The organism is Nocardia sp. NPDC050718 (assembly GCF_040654235.1).
GTDB lineage: Bacteria > Actinomycetota > Actinomycetes > Mycobacteriales > Mycobacteriaceae > Nocardia.
Window position 1 is genome coordinate 1,417,343 of sequence record NZ_JBFAHQ010000001.1, and the last position, 22,882, is coordinate 1,440,224.

At 71.6% G+C, this 22,882-nt stretch carries 14 protein-coding genes; 6 read left to right on the plus strand and 8 right to left on the minus strand.

The features are described from left to right. Positions 1–103 precede the first annotated feature (103 nt). The 5 genes from AB0H54_RS06680 to AB0H54_RS06700 all read right to left on the minus strand — a co-directional run bounded on the left by AB0H54_RS06680 (position 104) and on the right by AB0H54_RS06700 (position 10,069). A complete protein-coding gene (locus AB0H54_RS06680; RefSeq protein ID WP_355276256.1) occupies positions 104–3,868 on the minus strand; it encodes a multifunctional oxoglutarate decarboxylase/oxoglutarate dehydrogenase thiamine pyrophosphate-binding subunit/dihydrolipoyllysine-residue succinyltransferase subunit in 3,765 nt (1,254 codons plus the stop codon). A gap of 129 nt (positions 3,869–3,997) precedes the next feature. After that, positions 3,998–7,555: an ABC transporter ATP-binding protein gene (locus AB0H54_RS06685; protein ID WP_357344231.1), complete on the minus strand. Its 3,558-nt coding sequence runs from the start codon at positions 7,553–7,555 to the stop codon at positions 3,998–4,000. Between the two features lie 47 nt (positions 7,556–7,602). Further along, positions 7,603–8,385: an ABC transporter permease gene (locus AB0H54_RS06690; protein ID WP_357343290.1), complete on the minus strand. Its 783-nt coding sequence runs from the start codon at positions 8,383–8,385 to the stop codon at positions 7,603–7,605. Next, positions 8,382–9,353: an ATP-binding cassette domain-containing protein gene (locus AB0H54_RS06695; RefSeq protein WP_357343292.1), complete on the minus strand. Its 972-nt coding sequence runs from the start codon at positions 9,351–9,353 to the stop codon at positions 8,382–8,384. Before AB0H54_RS06695 ends, AB0H54_RS06690 begins: the two co-directional genes overlap by 4 nt. Then, positions 9,350–10,069, minus strand: a complete 720-nt coding sequence (locus tag AB0H54_RS06700) for a hypothetical protein (protein ID WP_355276251.1) — start codon at positions 10,067–10,069, stop codon at positions 9,350–9,352. The genes AB0H54_RS06695 and AB0H54_RS06700 overlap by 4 nt, the downstream gene beginning before the upstream one ends. A gap of 157 nt (positions 10,070–10,226) precedes the next feature. On the opposite strand from AB0H54_RS06700, the gene AB0H54_RS06705 reads away from it, so the two are divergent. Continuing rightward, positions 10,227–11,021, plus strand: a complete 795-nt coding sequence (locus AB0H54_RS06705; protein WP_355276249.1) for an enoyl-CoA hydratase/isomerase family protein — start codon at positions 10,227–10,229, stop codon at positions 11,019–11,021. A gap of 82 nt (positions 11,022–11,103) precedes the next feature. Further along, complete coding sequence (locus AB0H54_RS06710) at positions 11,104–12,360, plus strand: AMP-binding protein (RefSeq protein ID WP_355276247.1); 1,257 nt, start codon at positions 11,104–11,106, stop codon at positions 12,358–12,360. A 1-nt stretch (position 12,361) separates the two neighbouring features. Here the strand turns inward: AB0H54_RS06710 and AB0H54_RS06715 are convergent, their stop codons facing one another. Then, positions 12,362–13,105, minus strand: coding sequence for a tyrosine-protein phosphatase (locus tag AB0H54_RS06715; protein ID WP_357343295.1), 744 nt, complete (start codon positions 13,103–13,105; stop codon positions 12,362–12,364). 398 nt (positions 13,106–13,503) lie between these two features. On the opposite strand from AB0H54_RS06715, the gene AB0H54_RS06720 reads away from it, so the two are divergent. Together AB0H54_RS06720 and AB0H54_RS06725 are read left to right on the plus strand one after the other, a co-directional pair. Then, complete coding sequence (locus tag AB0H54_RS06720) at positions 13,504–13,983, plus strand: TetR family transcriptional regulator (RefSeq protein ID WP_357343297.1); 480 nt, start codon at positions 13,504–13,506, stop codon at positions 13,981–13,983. 47 nt (positions 13,984–14,030) lie between these two features. Continuing rightward, complete coding sequence (locus tag AB0H54_RS06725; RefSeq protein WP_357343299.1) at positions 14,031–15,209, plus strand: alanine racemase; 1,179 nt, start codon at positions 14,031–14,033, stop codon at positions 15,207–15,209. Here AB0H54_RS06725 and AB0H54_RS06730 read toward each other — a convergent pair. Both AB0H54_RS06730 and AB0H54_RS06735 read right to left on the minus strand, forming a co-directional pair. Further along, positions 15,194–15,829, minus strand: a complete 636-nt coding sequence (locus tag AB0H54_RS06730; protein WP_357343301.1) for a phosphoribosyltransferase family protein — start codon at positions 15,827–15,829, stop codon at positions 15,194–15,196. The two genes, AB0H54_RS06725 and AB0H54_RS06730, sit on opposite strands and share 16 nt — an antisense overlap. 11 nt (positions 15,830–15,840) lie before the next feature. After that, positions 15,841–16,710 (minus strand): carbon-nitrogen hydrolase family protein, encoded by an 870-nt coding sequence (locus AB0H54_RS06735; RefSeq protein WP_357343303.1) that lies wholly within the window; start codon positions 16,708–16,710, stop codon positions 15,841–15,843. Between the two features lie 62 nt (positions 16,711–16,772). Here AB0H54_RS06735 and AB0H54_RS06740 point away from each other — a divergent pair, with 62 nt between their 5' ends. After that, positions 16,773–18,575 carry a DEAD/DEAH box helicase gene (locus AB0H54_RS06740; RefSeq protein ID WP_357343305.1) on the plus strand — a complete coding sequence of 601 codons (1,803 nt, stop codon included), beginning with the start codon at positions 16,773–16,775 and terminating at the stop codon, positions 18,573–18,575. A gap of 144 nt (positions 18,576–18,719) precedes the next feature. Beyond that, on the plus strand, positions 18,720–22,853 hold the full coding sequence (locus AB0H54_RS06745; RefSeq protein WP_357344233.1) for an AAA domain-containing protein: 4,134 nt from the start codon (positions 18,720–18,722) through the stop codon (positions 22,851–22,853). Positions 22,854–22,882: the final 29 nt, after the last annotated feature.

A 22,882-nucleotide genomic window follows, 5' to 3' on the forward strand; every position in this document is an offset into this window, starting at 1 on the left:
GGGCCGCGTGAAGAGCTGAGATCTACCCGGACCGGCATGGGAAACGGCCGACGCCGGGCGGATCGTGTGGATCCACCCGGCGTCGGCCGTTGTGTGCGAGGAACTACGCGGTCGGCTCGAAGGCCTCGGCGATGATCTCGGCCTGTTCCACGGCGTGCACCTTCGACGAGCCCGAGGACGGGGCCGACATGGCGCGGCGCGAGATGCGGCGCAGCTTGCCGAGGCGCTCGGGGAGGACCTCGGGGAGGTTGAGGCCGAAGAACGGCCAGGCGCCCTGGTTGGCCGGCTCCTCCTGGACCCAGACGATGTCGGTCGCGTTGGGGTACTTGGCCAGTGCCTCGTTGAGGCGGTACGTCGGGATCGGGTACAGCTGTTCGATCCGGACGATGGCCACGTCCTCGCGCTTCTGCTTCGCCTTCTCGGCGGCCAGCTCGTAGTAGAGCTTGCCCGAGGTCAGCAGGATGCGCTTGACCTTGGTGGTGTCGCCGACGCCCTGCTCGTAGGTGGGCTCGTCGAACACCGAGCGGAACTTCGACTCGGTGAAGTCCTTGATGTCGGAGACCACGGCCTTGTTGCGCAGCATCGACTTCGGGGTGAAGACGATCAGCGGACGACGGATGCCGTCGAGCGCGTGGCGGCGCAGCAGGTGGAAGTAGTTCGCCGGGGTGGACGGCACCGCGACGGTCATCGAACCCTCCGCGCACAGCTGCAGGAAGCGCTCGATGCGGCCCGAGGTGTGGTCGGGACCCTGGCCCTCGTGGCCGTGCGGCAGCAGCAGCACCACGTCGGAGAGCTGGCCCCACTTGGCCTCACCGGACGAGATGAACTCGTCGATGATCGACTGCGCGCCGTTGACGAAGTCACCGAACTGGGCTTCCCACAGCACCAGGGCGTTCGGGTTGCCCAGCGAGTAGCCGTATTCGAAGCCGACGGCGGCGTATTCGCTCAGCGCCGAGTCGTGCACCGCGAACCAGCCCGGCTTGTCCGAACCGATGTTGTGCAGCGGGGTGTACTCGTCGGCGTTGAGCCGGTCGATGATGACCGCGTGCCGCTGGGTGAAGGTGCCGCGGCGCGAGTCCTGACCGGTCAGGCGCACGTCGTGGCCCTGGTCGATCAGCGTGCCGAAGGCCAGCAGCTCGGCGAAGGCCCAGTCGACCTTGCCCTCGTAGGCCATCTCGCGGCGCTTCTCCAGCACCGGCTTGACGCGCGGGTGCACGTTGAAGCCGTCCGGCGGGGTGTTGAACGCGTCGCCGATGCGCTGCAGGACCGACTTGTCGACCGCGGTCTGCACGGTGGCGGGAACCTTCTGGTCGTCCTCGACGGACTCCGACGGCTCCGGAACGTACTTCTCCAGCTCGCGGACCTCGTTGAACACGCGCTCCAGCTGACCCTGGTAGTCACGCAGCGCGTCCTCGGCCTCCTTCATGGAGATGTCGCCGCGACCGATCAGCGATTCGGTGTAGGCCTTGCGGACCGAACGCTTGGTGTCGATGACGTCGTACATCTCCGGCTGGGTCATCGAGGGGTCGTCGCCCTCGTTGTGCCCGCGGCGGCGGTAGCAGACGAGGTCGATGACGACGTCCTTGCGGAACTTCTGCCGGAAGTCGACCGCCAGGCGCGCGACCCAGTCGCAGGCCTCCGGGTCGTCACCGTTGACGTGGAAGATCGGCGCGCCGATGAACTTCGCGATGTCGGTGGAGTACTCGGTGGAGCGGCTGTTCTCCGGCGCGGTGGTGAAGCCGATCTGGTTGTTCACCACGATGTGGATGGTGCCGCCGACGCGGTAGCCACGCAGGCCACCCAGGTTCAGCGTCTCGGCGACCACGCCCTGACCGGCGAACGCGGCGTCACCGTGCAGCATCAGCGGCATGACCGAGAAGCCCTCGGGACCGTCGCCCTTGTTCAGCAGGTCCTGCTTGGCGCGCACGAGGCCCTCGAGGACGGGGTCGACCGCCTCCAGGTGCGAGGGGTTCGCGGTGAGCGACACCTCGATCTCGTTGTCGCCGAACATCTGCAGGTACTGGCCCTGCGCGCCGAGGTGGTACTTCACGTCGCCGGAGCCGTGGGTGGCCGCCGGGTTCATGTTGCCCTCGAACTCGGTGAAGATCTTCGAGTACGGCTTGCCGACGATGTTGGCCAGCACGTTGAGGCGGCCGCGGTGCGGCATGCCGATGACGACCTCGTCGAGCGCGTGCTCGGCGCACTGGTCGATGGTGGCGTCCATCATCGGGATGACGGCCTCGGCGCCCTCGAGCGAGAAGCGCTTCTGACCGACGTACTTGGTCTGCAGGAACGTCTCGAACGCCTCGGCGGCGTTGAGGCGGTTCAGGATGTACTTCTGCTGGGCGACCGTCGGCTTGACGTGCTTCTGCTCGACCCGCTCCTGGATCCACTTGAGCTGGTCGGTCTCGAGGATGTGGGTGTATTCCACACCGACGTGGCGGCAGTAGGCGTCGCGCAGGATCGACAGCACGTCGCGCAGCTTCATCCGCTCCTGGCCGTGGAAGCCGGCGACGTTGAAGGTGCGGTCGAGGTCCCACAGCGTGAGCCCGTGCTCGGTGACATCGAGGTCGGGGTGGCTGCGGAACTTGTCCTTGACCAGGCGCAGCGGGTCGGTGTCGGCCATCAGGTGACCGCGGTTGCGGTAGGCCGCGATCATCTCGAGCACGCGGGCGCTCTTGTCGACGCCGCGCTCGCTGATGTCCTTGCGCCAGCGGACCGGCTCGTACGGCACGCCGAGGCCGTGGAAGATCTCGTCGTAGAACTCGTCGGAGATCAGCAGGTTGTGGATGGTGCGCAGGAAGTCGCCGGACTCGGCGCCCTGGATGATGCGGTGGTCGTAGGTCGAGGTCAGCGTCATCAGCTTGCCGACGCCGATATCGGCGATCCGCTCGTCGCTCATGCCCTGGAACTCGGCCGGGTACTCCATCGCTCCGGCACCGATGATCGCGCCCTGGCCCGGCATCAGGCGCGGCACCGAGTGCACGGTGCCGATGGTGCCCGGGTTGGTCAGCGAGATGGTGACGCCGGCGAAGTCGTCGGTGGTGAGCTTGCCCTCGCGGGCGCGGCGGACGACGTCCTCGTAGGCGGTGTGGAACTGGCCGAAGCTCATGTCCTCGGTGCCCTTGATGGCCGCGACGGCCAGCGAGCGGTTGCCGTCCTTGCCGACGAGGTCAATCGCCAGGCCCAGGTTGGTGTGCGCCGGGGTGACCGAGTTCGGCTTCCCGTCGATCTCGGCGAAGTGCCGGTTCAGGTTCGGGAAGGCCTTGACCGCCTGCACGATCGCGTAGCCGAGCAGGTGGGTGAAGGAGATCTTGCCGCCGCGGGTGCGGGCCAGGTGGTTGTTGATCACCAGGCGGTTGTCGATCATCAGCTTGGCCGGGATCGCGCGCACCGAGGTCGCGGTGGGGATCGTCAGCGAGGCCGACATGTTCTTCGCGATGGCGGCGGCCGGGCCGCGCAGCACCTTGGTCTCGTCGGCGACGGCGGCGGCCTTGGGCGCGGCGGTGGCCGGTGCGTTCGACACCGGGGCAGGTGTGGTCTGCGGTGCGCGCACGGTCGCGGGAGCGGGCTTGGGGGCCGGTGCCGGAGCCGGCGGCGGGGGCGCCACGGCGGGCTTGGCGGCGGCGGGCGCGGGAGCCGCGGCGGGAGCGGCGGCCGGCGGGGGTGTCGCAGCGGCGGCGGGAGCCGGAGCCTGGCTGTTACCTGATTCGGTGCCGACCTCCGGAGTGTAATCCGCGAGGAACTCGTGCCAACTGGCGTCGACCGAGGATGGGTCCTGTTTGAACTTCTGATACATCTCGTCGACTAGCCACTGGTTCTGTCCGAACTGGGAAGTTGAGCTGCTCACAGCTGGTGTTCGCCTCATTTCGTTCTTCGCGCTGCGACGTTTGTGACGTGCCCGGCAGGGGTATCAGCGGATGGCTGCCGATGCGCCCTCACCGAGCATATGCCCAGCGGCATACCCGTGTTGCGACTGACCCGATCTCCCCGGGTGCTACCGGTCACGCGCCGACAGTATTCCCTCGGCTTCGGCACCCGCCGCCCAGAGTCGCGCGTAACGTCCGCCTCGGGCCAGCAGTTCCTGCGGCGTGCCGAATTCGACGACCCGGCCGTGCTCGACCACGCCGACGAGGTCGGCCCGCGCCGCGGTGGCCAGCCGGTGCGCGACCACGACGGTGGTCCGGCCGCGCGCCAGCGATCGGCTCGCTACCAGCACCGATGCCTCGGTCGCCGGATCCAGGGTGGAGGTCGCCTCGTCGAGCAGGAGCAGATCGGGATCGACCAGTTCGGCCCGCGCGAGGGCGATCAGCTGACGCTGTCCGGCGGACAGTCCGCGCCCTCTTTCACCGACCGGTTGGTTCATTTTCTGGGGTAATCCGTCGATCATCTGCGCCGCGCCGACGGTGGCGGCCGCGGTGCCGATGTCCACTGCCGTGGCGAAAGGTTGCCCGAATGCAATGTTGCTCGCGACGTCGCCGGTGAACAGGTGAGCTTCCTGGGGCACAATTCCCAGCCGGCCGCGGAAGTCGGTGAGCACAAATTTACGTAAATCGACCCCGTCGACACGGATCGAGCCCGCCGCGGGGTCGGCCGGGAGGTCGTAGAGCCGGGCCAGCAGCTTCACGATCGTCGATTTGCCCGCGCCGGTCGCGCCGACGAGCGCGAGCGTCGAGCCCGCCGGGACGGTGAAGGAGACACCGTCGAGCGCGGGGGCGGCGGCGCCGGGGTAGCGGAAGCGCACGTCGTCGAAGACGATCGCGCCGTCGAGCCGGTCGACGGGCACCGCGTCCGGCGGATCGGGCGCGATCGAGGACTCGGTGCGCAGCAGGTCGCCGATCCGGCGCAGGCCGACCCTGGCCTGCTGATAGCCGTCGAATACCTGCGACAGCTCCTGGATCGGGCCGAACAGCAGGCCCAGATACAGCACGAAGGCGACCAGCGTTCCGGTCGTGGTCCGGCCATCGGCGACCGCGTTCGCGCCGAGGTACACCACGACGGCCAGGGCGAGGTCGGCCCAGGCCAGCCCGAAGGAGAAGTAGGCGGCGATGGCGCGCTGGGCGCGGACGCGGGCGTCGCGGTAGCGGTGCGAGTACTCGGCGAAGCGGCGCGCGGCGCCGGGCTCGCTGCGCGCGGCCTGCACCGCGCGCAGGCCCGCGATGTTCTCCTGGAAATCGGCGTTGACCACCGACACCCGCTCGCGGGAGACCGTGTAGGCCGAGGAGGACACCCGGCGGAACGCCAGCGTGGCCAGCAGCATGGGCGGCACCGTGGCCAGCACGATCAGCGCCAGCCCCGCGTCGATGAAGACCAGGCCGACGGCGACGCCGACCAGGGTGATCAGCCCGACCAGGCCGGTGGCGACGCCGGTCTGCAGGAACGTCGAGAGGGCGTCGACGTCGGTGGTCATCCTGGTCATGATCCGGCCGGACAGTTCGCGCTCGTAGTAGTCGAGGCCGAGCCGCTGCAGGTGCGCGTAGCTGCGCACCCGCAGGCCGAACAGCACGCGTTCGCCGGTGCGCGCGGTGAGCACGGTGACGGCGGCGCCGACGATCAGCCCGGTCAGCACCAGCCCGATCCCGACGACGCCCGCGATCGCCAGCGCGGTGCCGTCGCCCGCGGTGACGCCGGTGTCGATGGCGTAGCGGACCAGCGGCGGGAAGGCGACACCGATCAGGGCGTCGACGGTGAGCAGCAGCATCACCGCGCAGACCAGGCCGCGCACCGGGCGCAGCAGCGCGCGCAAGCCGAAGTCGGGTTGCGGTGCGCGCAGGTCGCCGGGGAGGCCGGGGTGCTCGGTGGCCGGGGGCAGCGCGTCGACGGCGGCGCGCAGTTCGGGTGTCTCGCTCAGGTCCGTGGCCGCCGCGGCCATCGACCGTGGGCGGCCGCCGTCGGGGCGGTTCGTGGTGGCGGAGGGCGCGGTGGGCAGGGCGGCGCCCAGCGGCGCGGGCAGCCGGATGACCCGGTCGGCCTGGGCCAGCGTGGACTCGCGGTGGGCCAGGATCAGCGTCGTCCGGCCGCCGGGATCGGGCAGCCTGCGGAAGATCTCCGCCTCGGTGACGGCGTCGACCGCGGAGGTGGCGTCGTCGAGCACCAGCACGCGGGGCCGGGTGAGCAGGGCCCTGGCCAGGGCGATGCGCTGGCGCTGCCCGCCGGACAGGGTGAGGCCGCGCTCGCCGATGACGGTGTCGTAGCCGTCGGGGAGTTCGGCGATGAACTCGTCGGCGGCGGCGGCCGTCGCGGCGGCCCTGATCTCGGCGTCGGTGGCCTCGGGGCGGCCGAGCGCGATATTGGCGGCGATGGTGTCGGAGAACAGGAACGGATCGTCGAAGACCACGCCGAGCGCGCCGCGCAGTTCGTCGGCGCGCAGCTCGGCCAGGTCGACCCGGGTGCCGTCGGCGCCGACCAGGCTGATCCGGCCCGCGTCGGGCGCGTAGAAGCGTGGCAGCAGCAGCGACAGCGTCGACTTGCCCGATCCGGCCGGACCGATGACGGCGACCGTCTCGCCCGGCCGCACGGTGAGGTCCAATTCGTGGAGCACCGGTTGATCGGCCGCGAAGCCGAAGCTCACCGCGTCGAATTCGATGCCGAGCGGGCCGGGCGGCAGGGTGACCGGCTTGTCGGGGTCGACCAGCACCGGCGCGGCGTCGATGACCTGGAAGACCCGGTCGACGGCGGCCTCGGTGAGCTGGCCCATGATCACCACCGAGGTGATCGTGCGCGCCGAGGACGTCATGGTGGCCAGGTAGGCGGTGAACGCCAGGAAGGTGCCCACGCCGATCGCGCCGTGCCTGGCCAGCACGCCGCCGACGATGATCACCGCGACCAGTCCCGCCTGCGGCAGCGCCGAGACCACCGGCGCGAACCCGGCATTGATCCGGGCGGCGCGCAGGCGTTCGGCGAACAGGCGGCGGCCGTGCTCCTCGAGCACGTCGACCATTCGGGCCTCCTGCCCGAACCCCTTCACCACCCGCACCCCGGTGACGGTCTGCTCGACGTGTTCGGCGAGGTCGGCGGCGCGCTGCTGGGCCGACCAGGTCGCCGCGTACAGCCGGGGCCGCACCCGCAGCACGATCACCGCCATCGCGGGCGCGACCAGCAGCGCGGCCAGGGCCAGCGGGGGGCTCAGCCACACCATCACCACGGCCGAGAGCACGAACTGCAAGACCGCGAGACCCGACCACGGGACCATTGCCAGCAGGCCCTGCACCAGCTGGAGATCGGTGATCGAGCGCGACACCACCTGGCCGGTGCGGATCGCGTCCTGACCCGCGCCGTCGAGCCGTTGCAGCGCGGCCAGCAGCGACACCCGCAGGCTGTGCTGCACCTCGAGCGACAGCTTGCCCGCCCAGAGCCTGCGCGCGAAGGTGGCGACGAACCGGCCGACCGCGAGCAGGGCCAGCAGCGCCGCGGCACTGCCGATGACCGAGGTATCGCCCGCGACCGCCGCGTCGACGGCGCGTTTGGTCGCCAGCGGCGCGGCGATCGAGACGACCGCACCGGCCAGCACCGCGGCGGTGATGCCCGTGAGCAGCCGGGGATGCTCCAGGCTCAGGCGCCAGAGCCTGCGGATCCAGCCCGGTTCGGTGGCTGCCACCGGGCCTACAGGTCGCGGGTGCGCAGGTCCCACCAGCCCGCGGCGCCGATCGCGGCCGTCCACAGCAACAGGACCACGAGGGCGGCGGGCGTCGGCGCGAAGACCTCGGCCTCGGCGAACGAGCCCGCGCTGACGCCCGCGACCGTGGCGGAGACCGGCAGCAGGGTGGCGAAGCCGCCCGCGCCGAAGCCCTTGACCACCACCCAGATCAGCGGTTCGAGAATGAAGGCCCACCCCAGCACCAGCCAGACCGCGCCGCTGACCGTCCGCAGCAGCAGGCCGAGGCCCGCGCCGATCACCGCCCAGCACAGGGCGACCAGCAGACCGGCGCCGAGCACCTCCGTCAGCTGCCAGCCGAAGTCGAACTTGCCGCGTCCGGCCACCAGCAGGGCCAGCAGGCTCACCACCTCGGCGGCCAGCGCTACGGCGAAGGCGAACGCCGCGGTGGCGGCGAACTTGGCGACGACCAGGCGGGTCCGGTCGGGCGCGAACAGCACGGTCAGCGCCATGGTCTTGCGCCGGTACTCCCCGCCGGTGGCGGCGATGCCGAGCAGGGCCGCCACCACGAACACCGCGGCCAGCCCGAGATACAGCCCGATGGTCGCGGCGCCGGTGGCGGGCTGACCCTTCGGATCGGCGGGCCCGGACATCAGCGCGGTGATCAGCGTACCGACGAGCGCGAGCGCCACGGGCGCGGCGAGCAACAGCCGCGCCGGGCGCACGGCGACGACCTTGCGCGCCTCGGACTCGATGCCGGGCAGGAGATCGGCGGGCAGCACTGCGGTCATCGTGGCATCCCATACGAGGTCGGCGCCGGGGCGAACGCGGCGGGATTCGCGTGCGGCGCCGGCACGGTGTGCCGGTGGCCGCGGGGTTTGGTCAGCGAGGCGAGGACCCGGTCGGGATGGATCGGATCGGCGACGATGCTGCCGATCCGCACCTGCGCGGCCTCGGCGACCTCGCGGAGGGTGGCCTCGCTCGCCTCGGCGACGGCCAGCCTGCCGTCGGGCCGCATCACCGCGTCGGTGTAGCCCCGCGCGGCCAGCGCGGTGGCCAGCGCGATCGAGGGTGAGGCGGCGACGACGAGCCGGTCCGGATGGCCGCGGCGCAGCTTGGCCGGGGTGCCCTGCCAGACGACCGCGCCCTCGCTCAGCACGACGAGCTGATCGGCCGTCGCCACCACATCGGCCAGCTTGTCGGCGCTGACCAGCGCCGTGCCGCCGCGGGCGGTGTGCCCGCGCAGCAGTTCGTGCAGCCAGCCGCGTTCCCTGCCGTCGGCGCCGGTGAACGGGTCGTCGAGCACCAGCAGCGGGGGATCGGCCAGCAGCGCGGTGCCCAGTGCCAGCCGGGTCTGCTGACCGGGCTGCAACCGCGCGATCGGGGTATCGGCGACCGTGGCCAGCCCGGTTTCGGCGAGGACAGCCGCGACCCGCCGCCGGGATGCCCCCGCGACCGGCGCGTAGCAGCGCAGATGATCGTGCACCGTGCGCGCCGGATGCAGGCCGCGCGGACTCAGCACCGCGCCGACGGCGCCCGGACCGGTGCCCGGCACGTCGATCTCGACGGTGCCGGTGGTCGGCTTCTGCAAGCCGACCACCATCCGCAGCACCGTCGACTTGCCAGCCCCGGTGGGACCGACGAGCGCGGTGACCGACCCGGCGGGCACCGCGAAGCCGACCTCGTGCACGGCGCTGACCAGCTCGAACTGCTTGCCGACACCGCGCAGTCGCACAGCGTCGCCGCGGCGCGCGCTCACTGGTTCTTCGCTATGGGGGCGTCGATCGCGGGCAGCGGATCGGCCTCGATGACCGGATGCAGCGGGGACGGCCAGAACGCGGGCGCAGGCCCGAAAGCCTTGCGCGCGTTGTCGATCGTCACCTTGCCCAGCGCACGGTTACCCGCGCCACCGATGGCGGCGCCGATGCCGGCGGGCAGGATCTTGCCCGCCATGAGCGCGGCGCGCTTGGTGATGAAGCGCTTGATGAACTGCTGCAGCAGCCGGTTGTTGATCGAGGCGATCCCCGGCACCTTGTTCGCCAGCGTGCCCGCCCAGTTCTTGGACGACGTGCCGAGCCCCTTCTGCACGATCGCCATGCCCGCGTCGCCGAGGACGACGGCGAGCACCAGCGCCCGGCGGGCCTCCTTGTCCTCCGGCTCGATGCCGTGGACATAGGCCCTGGCCAAGGTGAACAGGGCGGAGGCCTCCATGAAGAACGCGGTCTCCGCGCTGATCGCGCCGAGGGCGGCCAGCGTGCCGACGCCGGGCACCGCCGCGGTCGCGCCGACCGCCGCGCCGCTGCCGGTGACGGCTAGCAGATACTGCTTCTCCAGCCGCTCCACGAGCTGGGCCGGGCTCTCACCGGGATGACGCTCGCGGAGAAAGGCGACGTATTTGCGCACCGCGGGTGCCTGCAGCTTGGACCCCGTGTCGAGCACATCGACCACGGCCTTCTCGATCGCTTTGTTGAACACGGCGTTGTCCTCCTCATCGCCTGACGAAACGAACTGTAGGGCACCGCGGTCCCCGACAGCTCATCATGCCAACGAGCGCCGACACCCCGCCGGTTCCATGATGTGGGCGCGATCTCCGTGCTGGTCCTCGCGCGGGAGCTGGTTCTAGTCTGACCGGATGAGCGCAACGCAGCCGACCCGTTTGATCCGCGACTTCACCGCAGACGGTGCCGAGATCGCGACGATCACCATCGCCCACCCGCCGTTGAACCTGTTCGACCGCCGGCTCATCGACTCGCTGATCGCCGATATCGCCGCCGTGGGCAAGCAGCCGCCGCGCGCCGTGCTGATCCGCGCCGAGGGCAAGGTCGTCTCGGGCGGCGTCGACGTGAACATCTTCGACGGGCTCACCGTCGAGGAGGGCGCCCGCCTCTGGAACGACCTGTTCGCCCAGATCATCCACCCGATCGAGGCCCTGCCGTGCCCGGTGGTCTTCGCCGCGCACGGCCTCACCCTCACCGCCGCCTTCGAGATCGCGCTGGCCTGCGACTTCATCCTGGCCGCGCCCAAGGCCAAGTTCGGGCTGGTCGAGACGGTCGTCGGGCTGACGCCGTCGATGGGCGGCCCGCAGCGGCTGGCCGAACGCGCGGGCTCAGGCCGCGCCCGCGAGTTCGTGATGACCGGTGACCTCTACGACGCCGCCACGATGGCCGAGTGGGGCGTGGTCAACGCGGTGCACGACGATGTCGAGGCCGCCGCCGCGGCGCTGGTCGCGCGCCTGGCCGCAGGCCCGACCCGCGCGCACGCGGCGACCAAGCAGATCATCGAGGCGTGGCGTTCCGGCGGTGTGGCACACGCGGATTCGGTGACGCCGGATATCTCGGGCGAGCTGTTCGCGACCGCCGACCTGCGCGGCGCGGTGCGCAGTTTCCTGGAGATCGGCCCGGGTAAGGCGACCTATCGCGGCGAATGAGCGCGCCGAGTGCCTGACAGCTGTGTGATCCACGTCATATAGTCACAGGTGCGGTGCTGCATCGACGTACGTGGAGGTCCGGATGGGTCAGAGCGAGCACGAGGGCGCGACCATCATCGAGTTCCCTGCCAACGGTGCGGCCGGGCGGCTGACCAGGGGGTCCGACGGGATCCTGCGCTACGGCGACCTCAGCCCGGCCCTCACCGAGCTGCTCGACCTGCGGGTGCACGCGTTCACCGGCCGGGAGGCGGTCGTCGAGGTGGGCGGGCCGCGGCTGACCTATCGCGAACTGTGGCACAGCGCGTCCCGGATCGCCGGTGGGCTGCAGGACCGGGGCATCGGCTACGGCGACCGCGTCGCGGTGCACATGCCGACGAGCGCCCGCTGGGTGCAGGCGTTCCTCGGCGCGCTGCTCTCCGGCGCGGTCCCGGTGCTCGTCCCCGATTCGCTGCCGGTCGCGGTGGCGCAGCGGGTGATCGCCGACAGCAGCGCCGACTTCGTGCTCGGCCCCGACGGCCCGCTGCCCGACAGCGCCGCCTATATCGATGACGGTGCGGCACTGGATGATCCGGCGCTGCTCTGTTACACCGGCACGGCCGCCCGGCGGCCGGTGCCGACCGGCGTCGAGCTGACCAACGAGAACCTGCTCTCGGCGGTGTCCTCGGTGATCGGCGCGCTCGACCTGCCCGCCGAGGGCCTGCGCAACCTGGTGCTGCTGCCGCTGGCGCACGCCAGCGGGTGTGTCGACCAGCTGCTGCCCACCTTCGCGGTCGGCGGCACGGTGGTGCTCGCGCCCGGTGCGCCCAGCCTCGCCGACGTGCTCGACACCGAGCGCATCGACACCGTCTCGGGCACCCCGCGCATCTTCGCGGGCCTGCTCCCCGAACTCGCCGCGCGCCGGGCGGGCGCGGGGGTGCGGCGGATCAGCAAGGCCTGTCATCGGTCCGAACGCGCCGCCGCGGCCGCCCCGGCCACGCTGACGGCGGCGCTGCGCGACCTGTTCCCGGCGGCCAGGCAGTGGTCGGTCTGGGGCGCGACGGAGACCAGCGGCATCGGCCTGATGGTCGACGACACCGACCTCGCCGAATCCGCGTCCACCCTCGGATTCGCTTTCGGCGGGACGGAATTGGCCCTGTCCGGGCCGCAGGCGAGCGCGGGCCGCGGCGAATTGCTGTGCCGCGGCCCGAATGTCAGCAGGCGCTACTGGAACGATCCCGACGCCTCGGTCGCCCGGTTCAGCGGAAGCTGGTTCCACACCGGCAATCTGGTGAGCATCGAGGACAACGGTCTGGTCCGCGCGGTGCTGCCGGTGCGGCAGCGCCGCGTCAGCGGGCTGTAGCTCAGCGCAGCCGGGTGCGCAGCGCCGCGCGCAGCTCGCCGGTGAGGCCGATCGCGCTCAGGTAGCCCTCGGTGTCGCCGTAGGTCTCGCGCACGGTGCGGTCGGCGGTGCGCAGGTAGTCCTCTTGTACACCGAGCAGGTCGGCCGACAGGGCCGCGCCGTCGGCGATCTTCGGCTCCAGCAGCCGCCGTAGCGGTTCGACGGCGGCGTTGCTGGCCAGGTAGTCGGTGTAGACGTCGTCCTCGGTGACGTCCACCGCGCGCAGCAGCGTGGCCACCGCCCAGCCGGTGCGGTCCTTGCCCGCCGCGCAGTGCACCAGCGCCGCGCCGTCGCCCTCGGCGACGGAGGTGGCCAGCCGGGTGATCGCGGCGTGTGCCTCCGGCATCACCGGGAACTGCCGGTAGACCTCGAGCATGTGGGTGCGCGCCGAGACGGTCTCGGCCTCGTGCGGCGGTGCCTCGCCCATCCGCGAGTCGAACGGGGTGACGTGCAGCCGGACGCCCGCGGGCAGGATGTCGTGGCCGATGTGGTCGATCTCGGCCAGGCCGCGCAGATCGTGCACGTCGGTGACGCGCAGTCCGCGCAGGGTGTCGTGCCCTTTCGCGTCGAGACCGCTCAACTGGGCCGAGCGCAGCAGCACACCGGGCCGGATCGTCGAACCGTCGGTGGTGCGCAGCCCGCCCACATCGCGGAAATTGAAGGTGCCGCTGAGGGCGAACTGATCGGCAGGAGGCGAAAGAGTCACCCGTCCAGGTTATCGACGGTTCCGCCGGACCCGCGATGGAGTTCGCGGATCCGACACGCACTGTGTTGTGTCCGTTTCGCCGGGTGCCACTGTGCCGTCGCCCACACGCACCGGGGCCTACCTGCGATGACTTGTACACTCGACCAGTGCGCGGATGATGGCGTTGGGGTGGCGTCTGCGGTGAATGTGAACTATTCAAGCCGTATGGTCGGTTTTACAAAAGGTCGCATTCGGATAACAAAACAATCTTTCAGTCTGAAAAGGACGGCTGAACCAGTTCGTGAATCCAGAAAACCTTCTAAGATCGAGCTCGCTGGATAGGTTGATCGGTACCCGGTCGGTCTCTCCACTCGCTCGCATCGCCGCGGGCAGCGAAATTTGTTGCCGAGGAGTTGTCGTTGAGCGCCAGTCGTGAACTAACCGAGACATTGCTCCGGCCTGCCGTCTGTGAGGCCGTGGAGCATGCCGCCGCGAATTCGGACGCCACCGGCGTGCGGGCGCTGCGCATGTTGCTGCACGCGGGCATGAGTGCCTACTGGCCGCTGGTGAAGGCCGAGCCCGATCGTCAGATCGCCGCCTACGACGCCGCGTTGCAGACTCTGCGGCACCGGTGGTCGGACACCGGTGACGCCATCGGCGACCCGACCGCGACCGCGCTGTTCCGGCAGATGGACGACGAGGCCATCGCCTTCCTCGGGCTGTGCGCCCGGCTCTCGGGCACCCAGTGGCTGGAGCCGCTCGACTCGGTCGCCACCTACATCGTCTCGGTGCTCTACGGCGCGGTGCTGCGCTGGCTCGCCGACGGCAACGACGAGACCACCCTGGTGGTCATCGACGACCTGGTCGGCTGCCTGACGCTCAAGGCCGTCGAAGTCTGACCCCGCTGATACTGGACGACTGACCAAATAGGTGGTTCAGTAGTCGAGTGACCCAGACGACATCGCTGCACCATCTGCACGCGGCGACCGCCGAGCTCGATCCGCCGCTGGCCGCGGTCGACCTCGCCGCGCTCGACGCCAACGCCGCCGATCTGGTCCGCCGCGCGAACGGCGTCGCGGTCCGGGTCGCCAGCAAATCCGTGCGCTGCCGCGCCGTGCTCGAACGCGTGCTCGGCGACGGCCTCACCGCGCAGGGCGGCTTCGCCGGCATCATGGCCTATTCGCTGCGGGAGGCCATCTGGCTGGTCCGCCTCGGCGCCCGCGACGTCCTGCTCGGCTACCCGGTGGCCGACCGGGCCGCGCTGGCCGAGCTCGCCGCGTCCCCCGAGCTGCTGGCCGCGATCACCCTGATGATCGACGACGTCGCCCAGCTCGAACTCACCCGCGCCGCCCTCGGCACCGACCTGGTCCATCCCCGGATCTGCCTCGACGTCGACGCCGCCCTGCGGATCGGCCCGCTGCACCTGGGCACCCGGCGCTCCCCGGTGCGCAGCCCCGAGCAGGCCGCCGAGCTGGCCGCCGAGGCGCGCAGGCGCGGCTTCGACGTGGTCGGCGTGATGACCTACGAGGCCCAGATCGCCGGCCTGCCCGACACCAACCCCGCGGTGCGGGTGGTCAAGCGGTTGTCCGCCGCCGAGATCGGCCGCAGGCGCTCCCGGGTGCTCGACGCGGTGCGCATGGTCACCGGTCCGCTGGAGATCGTGAACAGCGGCGGCACCGGCTCGATCGAGGTCTCGATCACCGACCCGGAGGTCACCGAGGTGACCGCGGGGTCCGGGCTGTACGTGCCGACGCTGTTCGACCACTACCGCTCGTTCACCCCCCGCCCCGCGCTGTTCTTCGCGACCCCGGTGCTGCGCAAGCCCACCCCGAGGATCGCCACCGTCTTCGCCGGCGGCTACATCGCCTCCGGTCCCGCCGGCCCGAGCCGGGTGCCGCTGCCGGTGTGGCCCGCGGGCCTGAAGCTGCTCGGCGCCGAGGGCGCGGGCGAGGTGCAGACCCCGCTGGCCGGTGGCGCCGAGCTCGAGATCGGCGATCGCGTCTGGTTCCGGCACGCCAAGGCGGGCGAGCTGTGCGAGCGCTTCGACCGGATCCACCTGGTCGACGAGGCTGGTGCGCGCACCACCGTGCCGACCTACCGCGGCGAAGGTCAGTGCTTCGGCTGATCGGTGAGCAGCGCGCGGACCTCGTCGTCGGCGAGCTGGTGGAAGTCGCGATAGGCCATCCCGACCCCGCCCAGGTCGGCGGGCGTCCACAGGCAGACCAGCTCGTCGCACTCGCGGCGCACCCGCCGCGCGGCCTCGGGCGAGGACACCGGCATCGCGACGACGATCCGGTCCGGATGCCGGGCCCTGGCCACCCGGCACGCGGCCACCACGGTCGCGCCGGTCGCCATGCCGTCGTCGACGATCATCACCACCCGCCCGGCCAGCGGGACCGGGTCGCCGGTGCGCAGCTCGCGCTGCCTGCGCGCCAGTTCGATCCGCTCGGCCCGCTCGACTTCGTCGAAGGCCTCCTGCGTCACCCCGCTGCGTTCGACGACATCGCGATTGACCACCAGCACGCCACCCTCGCCGAGCGCGCCCATCGCCAGCTCCGGCTGCCAGGGCAGGCCCAGCTTGCGGACCAGCAGGATGTCGAGTTCACCGCCGACGATCGCGCAGACCCCGGCCGCCACCGGAACACCACCGCGCGGCAGCCCGAGCACCAGTGGGCGCGGGGCCCGCAGGTGCTCCAGGGCCTTGCCGAGGACGCGGCCCGCCGCTGCCCGATCGGGGTAGACCACGTCTGTAAACGCTACTCCGCGGCGGGCTCCGGCGATACGCGCTCGGTGATGGCGAACCGGCGCAGCGACAGGCTCGGATTGGCCGTGCGCACCCGGGCCAGATGCGCCGGGTCGATCGCGGCGGTGAGCACGCCGGGTTCGTCGCCCAGTTCGGCCAGCACCACGCCCGCCGGGTCGACGATCATCGACGCGCCGGCCCCGCGCGGCAGACACTGGTCGGCGGCCGCCACGTAGATGGTGTTCTCGATCGCGCGGGCGCGCAGCAGCGTGGTCCACTGGTCGACCTTCGCCGGGCCGGGAATCCACTGCGCGGGCAGCAGCAACACCTGGGCGCCCGCCGCCGCGACACGCCGACATCCCTCCGGGAAACGCAGATCGAAACAGGTCTGCATGCCGAACATCACACCGTCGACGGTGAAGGTGGCCGGCGCGACGAGCGGACCGGCCTCGACCACGTCGGATTCCAGATGCCCGAACGCGTCGTAGAGATGCACCTTCCGGTACACCGCGACGCGCGCGCCGTCGGGTCCGTGGGCGACGAGGGTATTGCTGATCCGGGTCGCTTCCGGCGCCGTCCGCTCGACCACACCGGCGACCAGATACACCCCGAATTCGGCTGCGAGCGCGCTCAGTCCGGTGGTGAACGGGCCGTCGAGCGGCTCGGCGATCGCCACCACCCGCTCGTCCAGCCGGGTCACCGCAAACATCGAGTATTCGGGGGCGAGGACCACCTTCGCGCCCGCCGCGGCGGCCGTGCGCAGGTGCTCGCGCAGGGCCGCGAGGTTGGCGGCCGGGTCGGTCTGGGGAGCGAATTGGACGACCGCGATCGGCACCGCGTCCGGTGCCGGTTCCTGATGCGCTGACCCGTTCTGCAGTTGCATAGGTCTCACCGTATTCACCCGGTGGCCGGGACAGCTACCGTCAGGCAGTAAACTCCTGGTCAATGAGTACCAATGAGGTCGACAGCGTTCCTGCCGACGACGACAGGCACGAAGACGGCCCGACCTTCGCCGATCTCGGGATCGATGACCGCGTCCTCGCGGCCATCGCCGATGTGGGCTACGAGTCGCCGTCCCCGATCCAGGCGGCGACCATCCCTCCGCTGCTCCAGGGCGCGGACGTGGTCGGCCTCGCGCAGACCGGTACCGGCAAGACCGCGGCCTTCGCGATCCCGATCCTGATGGGTCTGGACACCGCGCAGAAGAAGCCGAGCGCGCTGGTGCTCGCGCCGACGCGTGAGCTCGCCATCCAGGTCGCCGAGGCCTTCGGCAAGTACTCCGCGCACATCCCCGGGCTGCACGTGCTGCCCATCTACGGCGGCCAGAGCTACGGTGTGCAGCTGTCGGGTCTGCGCCGCGGCGCGCACGTGGTCGTCGGCACGCCCGGCCGCGTGATCGATCACCTGGAGAAGGGCACGCTCGACCTGTCGCAGCTGCGCTACCTGGTGCTCGACGAGGCCGACGAGATGCTCAAGATGGGCTTCCAGGAAGACGTGGAGCGCATCCTGCGCGATACGCCCAACGACAAGCAGGTCGCGCTGTTCTCGGCGACCATGCCGGGCGCGATCCGCAAGATCTCCAAGCAGTACCTGAACGACCCGGTCGAGATCACGGTCAAGTCCAAGACCCAGACCAACACCAACATCACCCAGCGCTACGTGCAGGTCTCGCACCAGCGCAAGCTCGACGCCCTCACCCGCGTGCTCGAGGTCGAGGACTTCGAGGCGATGATCATCTTCGTCCGCACCAAGCAGGCCACCGAGGAGCTGGCCGAGAAGCTGCGCTCGCGTGGTTTCTCCGCCGCGGCGATCAACGGTGACATCGCGCAGAACCAGCGTGAGCGCACCATCGGCCAGCTGAAGTCGGGCGCGCTCGACATCCTGGTCGCCACCGACGTGGCCGCCCGCGGTCTCGACGTGGAGCGCATCTCGCACGTGGTGAACTACGACATCCCGCACGACACCGAGTCCTACGTGCACCGCATCGGCCGCACCGGTCGCGCGGGCCGTTCGGGTCAGGCGCTGCTGTTCGTCGCGCCGCGTGAGCGGCATCTGCTCAAGTCGATCGAGCGCGCCACCCGGCACCCGCTGATCGAGATGCAGCTGCCCAGCGTCGACGACGTCAACGCGACCCGCGTGTCCAAGTTCGGCGACATGATCACCGAGAACCTGTCCTCGGACAATGTGGCGCTGTTCCGCAAGCTGATCGAGGACTACGAGGCCGAGCACAACACGCCGCTGGTCGACATCGCGGCGGCGCTGGCCGTCGGCGGATTCGACGGCGACAACTTCTTCATGGAGCCCGAGCCGGAGCCCGCGCCGCGCCCGCAGCGCGACCGGGACCGTGATCGGGAGCGCGCCCCGCGCCGCTTCGATGACGAGGACCGGGGCAGCCGCGGCCCGTCGTTCTCCCGCGAGACCGGCCAGGAGCTGGCGACCTACCGGATCAGCGTCGGCAAGCGGCACCGCGTGGTGCCGGGCGCGATCGTCGGCGCCATCGCCAACGAGGGCGGCCTGCGCCGCAGCGACTTCGGGCACATCAGCATCCGGCCCGATTACAGCCTCGTAGAGCTGCCTGCCAACCTGCCGCACGAGACGCTGGAAGCCTTGCGCCGCACCAGGATCAGCGGCGTGCTGATCCAGCTGCAGCCCGATCAGGGCCCGCCCGCGCAGCGGCTGGCCTCGCGGGGCCCGCGCCGCGATCGCGACGCGCGGCCGCGGACCGAACGGCGCAAGCCGCGGTTCTGACGCCGGGGGCGCTCGCCGGATCCGGCGAGGCCACACCCGTCGCAACTGCTCGACATGTCCGCGGGTAGCGCCCTGGTCGCCCGCGGCGCTGGTTAAGGTGTTTGCCGTCGGGTGTGCGTGAACACAGGAGGGCCGCGGTTGTTCGTGTCCGGTGATCGGGTGATCGGTGCCGTCGGCGATCTCGTGCGCGCGGCGGACTGTGAGTTCGCGCTGCTTCGCGCCCTCGACGCGGCCATCGGCAACCTCCCCGGCGCGCCGGACGCCGCGGTCCCCGTCGTGCGTGCCGCCGAGGTGGCGCCGGAGTTGCTGCGGCACTTCGGCGACGCCCTGATCCGCGTCCCGTCGCCCGAACTCCCCGGCGCCACTCCCGCCGCCCGGATCGCCGCACTCACCGCCGCCGCCGAGCAGACCGCGGCGGCCCTGCGCGACGGCGCCGCCGCCATCCTCGGCGCGGTCTTCTTCGACGGCCGCTTCGCCTGCGGCGCCGACCTGTTGGTCCGCGATCCCGGCACCGGGCAGTACACGCAACACATCGCTGTCGGGTCCGCGGCGGTGGGCTTGCCCGCGTCGCCGGGGTCCGGAGCGGTGGGCTTGCCCGCGTCGTTCGGGTCCGCAGCGGTGGGCCTGCCCGCATCGTCGAGGTCCGGAGCGGTCGATCTGCCCGCATCGTTGGAGTTCGGTCGGGGGCCGGGCGTTGTCGTCGAGTCCGGTGATCGCGCCACGGGTGGGTTCGTGGGACCGGAGCCGGGCGAGTTCGCGGCGAGTAGTGGGGGCCCGGTGACGCCGGGTGTCCCTGTCGGCCTTGCGGAGTCGGCTGAATACGGCGAGGTGGCATCGGAGACCGGACCGGTCGTTGTCGATCACGAGGCGTCGGCCGAGCTCGACGGCGCGTCGGTGGATTCCGGGGCGACGGTGGGCGCTGCCGCGCCGGTCTCCTTGCCCGCGGAGGACTTCCGTGCGTTGCGGCGCGAGTTGGCCGCGGGGCGTACGCCCTTCGAACGGGCGACGGCGTCGGTCGGGACGGCCGAGGTCGACGGCGCGCGGGCGGCGTTGCGGGCGCGGCTCGCGTTCGCGGCGTGCGGTGCCGCGCTCGCCGAGGCGGGTGTCGGCGTGGACCCGTCGGCGTACCTGTGGACCGAGGCGGGCGCCCAGCGGATGCGGACCGACGAGCTGGCGCGGGTGTATCCGGCTCGGCGGGCGCGGGTGGAGCGGATCGTCGAGGAGAAGCTGACCGAACTGCTGCCGGTGCAGTGGGGCGACCCCCGCTACCTCGCGTGCGGACGCTGCGCGACCTGCCGGGTCGCCGCGTCCACCGCCCGGGACCTGTTGCTGGTGGCGGGAATCCGCCCCACCCAGCGCGCCCGGCTCCGCGAGGCGGGTGTGCTCACGATCGATCGCCTCGCCACCACGACCACCCCGGTCACCGGTCTCGCCCCGCGCACGGTGACCGCCCTGCGCCGCCAGGCCGAGATCCAGCTGGAGCGTGAGCGCACCGGCGAACCCACCTTCGCCCTCCGCGACGTCGCCGCCCTGGGCGCCCTCCCCGCCCCCGGCCACGGCGATCTCGCACTGATCGTCGACCTGGACCAGCACGGCACCGTCACCGCCGTAGAACTGTCCGACGCGCGCTCCGTCGTCTACCGCAGCGCGGTCACCGACCCACCCGCGGCGTTCGGCCGATGTGTACCCGCCGCACCGGCCATCGCACGCGGAATCTCCGGCACAGCATCCGGTGACTACCCGACTGCCGAGCGCTCCGGCGCCCCGCTGACCGCTGGGCCCGGGTTCTCTGGCGACCCGTCCGAGACGAGCGGCGGTCCCGGCCACACCGCTACCGACCTGTCCGCACCGCATCGCCCGACGGTGGAGCGCGCCGAGGTGACCAGCGCAGGGCAAGCCAGCGGCGCCACACCGACCGCTCGGCCCGGGTCCGCGACCGACGTGGCCGACCCGAACTCCGGTGCCCGTCACGCGGTTAGCGGTCTGTCCGCAGCGCACCGCCTGATCGGTGACCGTGCCGATGCAGCACCCGCCGGGCACGCTCCCACCGCCACCGGCGCCCCGGCCGCCGACGTCCTCGACGAACTGCTCGACATCATCGGCGAGCACCGCGCGGTCGACCCCGATGTGCGCGTGTACCACTACGGTTCGGCCGTCCGGACCGCGCTGCTGGACTTGGCCGGTCGCCTCGGCACCGGCGCCGACCTGCTCGACGAGCTGCTGGCCGACGGCGCGCTGTTCGACCTCGCGCCCATCGTGCGCACCGCCCTGCTGATCGGCGAACAGTCCTATGACATCGCGGGTCTGGCCGGGCTGTTCCCGGCCGTGGAGAGCCGGGCCACGACCGTGCTCGCCCTGCGGGATTGGCTGCTGGCCCGCGCCGACGACGCCGGGGTAGCGGTGCCGGGGACCCGTTTCGCGGTCGCGGAGGCCGACGTCCCGCCGTCGCTGCGGCCGGGTTCGCTCGAGGCGGCGCTCACCGAATTCGCGGCGGCCGCCGACGGTGACGCCGCCCGCGCGGCGGCGCTGACCGCCGCGATCCTCGGCTACCACCGTCGGGAACGTCAGCCGCGCTGGTGGGCCCACATCGACCGGCTCGGCCACCCCGTAGGCGAATGGGCCGACGCGCCGGGCGTGCTCGTCGCGGAGTGGGGCACCGTCGACACCAAATGGCATCGCACCCCGCTGCTTCCGACGATGCGGCGCTACCTGACCCTCACCGGCAGGCTCGGCACCGGCGCGACGCTCACCCCCGGCACCCAGATGGTCACCATCTACGACGGCGCCGCCGCTGCGGGCATGACCCAGACCCTCGGCCGCCGCGCCACCGCCACCGCCACCGTCCTCGGCTGCGCCGTCGACGCGAACTTCGACGACACCGTCCGACTCGAGGAACTGCTACCCGAGGGCTGCCCGCCCTACGACGACCTGCCCGCGGCCATCGCCCCCGGCCCGCCCGACGGCGAGGCCGAAATCGAAGCGGCCCTGGAACTCACGGCCCAGGACCTGCTCGTGACCCTGCCCGAGGTGCCCGAGAACGCCGTCTACGACCTGCTGCTGCGCCGCGCGCCCCGCCTGCGTGACGGGCTGGACCTGCCGCAGGTGCACGGCGATATCGCCGCCGCCCTGGCGAGCGCGGTCGGCGCGCTGGACGCCTCCTATCTGGCCGTGCACGGCCCGCCCGGCACCGGCAAGACCGGCATCACCGGTCGCGCGATCGAACGGCTGGTCACCCGGCACCGGTGGCGGATCGGGGTGGTCGCGCAGTCGCACGCGGTGATCGAGCGGATCTTCGACGCCGTCGTCGAGGCCGGGCTGCTCCCCGAGCTGGTGGCCAAGAAGGATGTCGCCTCGGTCGGCCCGGAATGGTCGGCGATCGATGCCGAGCGGTATCCGCGCTTCCTCGACAACGCGGTCAACGGGTGCGTGATCGGCGGCACCACCGCCGATTTCGTCGACGAGACGCTGATCGCTCCCGGCGCCCTCGATCTGCTGGTGATCGCCGACGCGGGCGCGAGTTCGCTGGCCGACACCGTCGCCGTGGCGGTGAGCGCGCGCAATCTGCTGCTGATCGGCGATCCGGTGCCGGCGCGGGCGCTGGCCGCGCATCCGGAACCGGTGCAGGTCTCGGCGCTGGACTGGCTGTGCGAGGGCGCGGCCACCCTGCCCGCCGAGCGCGGCTACTTCCTCGACCGCACCTGGCGGATGCATCCCGCGGTGTGCGAGCCGGTGTCGGCGAGCTGCTACGCGGGCAGGCTGCGGGCCAGCGAGACCATCACCCTGGCCCGGGATCTGGCTGGCATCGCGCCGGGCGTGAGCACCGTGCTCGTCGACCATCGCGGCAGCGCCACCGAATCCGACGCCGAGGCGCGCGAGGTGGTTCGCCGGGTGCGGGCCCTGCTCGGCGAGACCTGGACCTCGGGCGGGCGCGCCCGCAAGCTGCATCCGCACGACGTGTTCGTCGTCGCGCCCTACGCGGCGCAGGTGGCCCGCATCCGAACCCTGCTGGCGCGCGCCAAGATCGAGGACGTCCTGGTCGGCACCCCCGACCGGTTCCGTGGCCGGGAAGCCGCCGTCGTCCTGCTCTCGATGACCACCTCCACCCCCGCCGACGCCCCCTTCGGCATGCGAGCGCTGCTGTCGCGCACCGTGATCCACGCGACGCTGTGCCGCGCGATGTGGAAAGCCATCGTCATCCGCTCCCCACTGCTCACCGAGTACCTCCCCGACAGCCAGGAAGAGCTGACGGCGCTCGCCGAATTCCTCCGTCTGGACTGAGCGCGGCGCGACCGGCCGATCCGCGCGCG

What these genes read in the sequence shown, in the direction of transcription:
- AB0H54_RS06680 (WP_355276256.1), bottom strand. Translation starts at nt 3,868, where the DNA reads ATGAGGCGAACACCAGCTGTGAGCAGCTCAACTTCCCAGTTCGGACAG.
- AB0H54_RS06690 (WP_357343290.1), bottom strand. Translation starts at nt 8,385, where the DNA reads ATGACCGCAGTGCTGCCCGCCGATCTCCTGCCCGGCATCGAGTCCGAG.
- AB0H54_RS06705 (WP_355276249.1), top strand. Translation starts at nt 10,227, where the DNA reads ATGAGCGCAACGCAGCCGACCCGTTTGATCCGCGACTTCACCGCAGAC.
- AB0H54_RS06710 (WP_355276247.1), top strand. Translation starts at nt 11,104, where the DNA reads ATGGGTCAGAGCGAGCACGAGGGCGCGACCATCATCGAGTTCCCTGCC.
- AB0H54_RS06735 (WP_357343303.1), bottom strand. Translation starts at nt 16,710, where the DNA reads ATGCAACTGCAGAACGGGTCAGCGCATCAGGAACCGGCACCGGACGCG.
- AB0H54_RS06740 (WP_357343305.1), top strand. Translation starts at nt 16,773, where the DNA reads ATGAGTACCAATGAGGTCGACAGCGTTCCTGCCGACGACGACAGGCAC.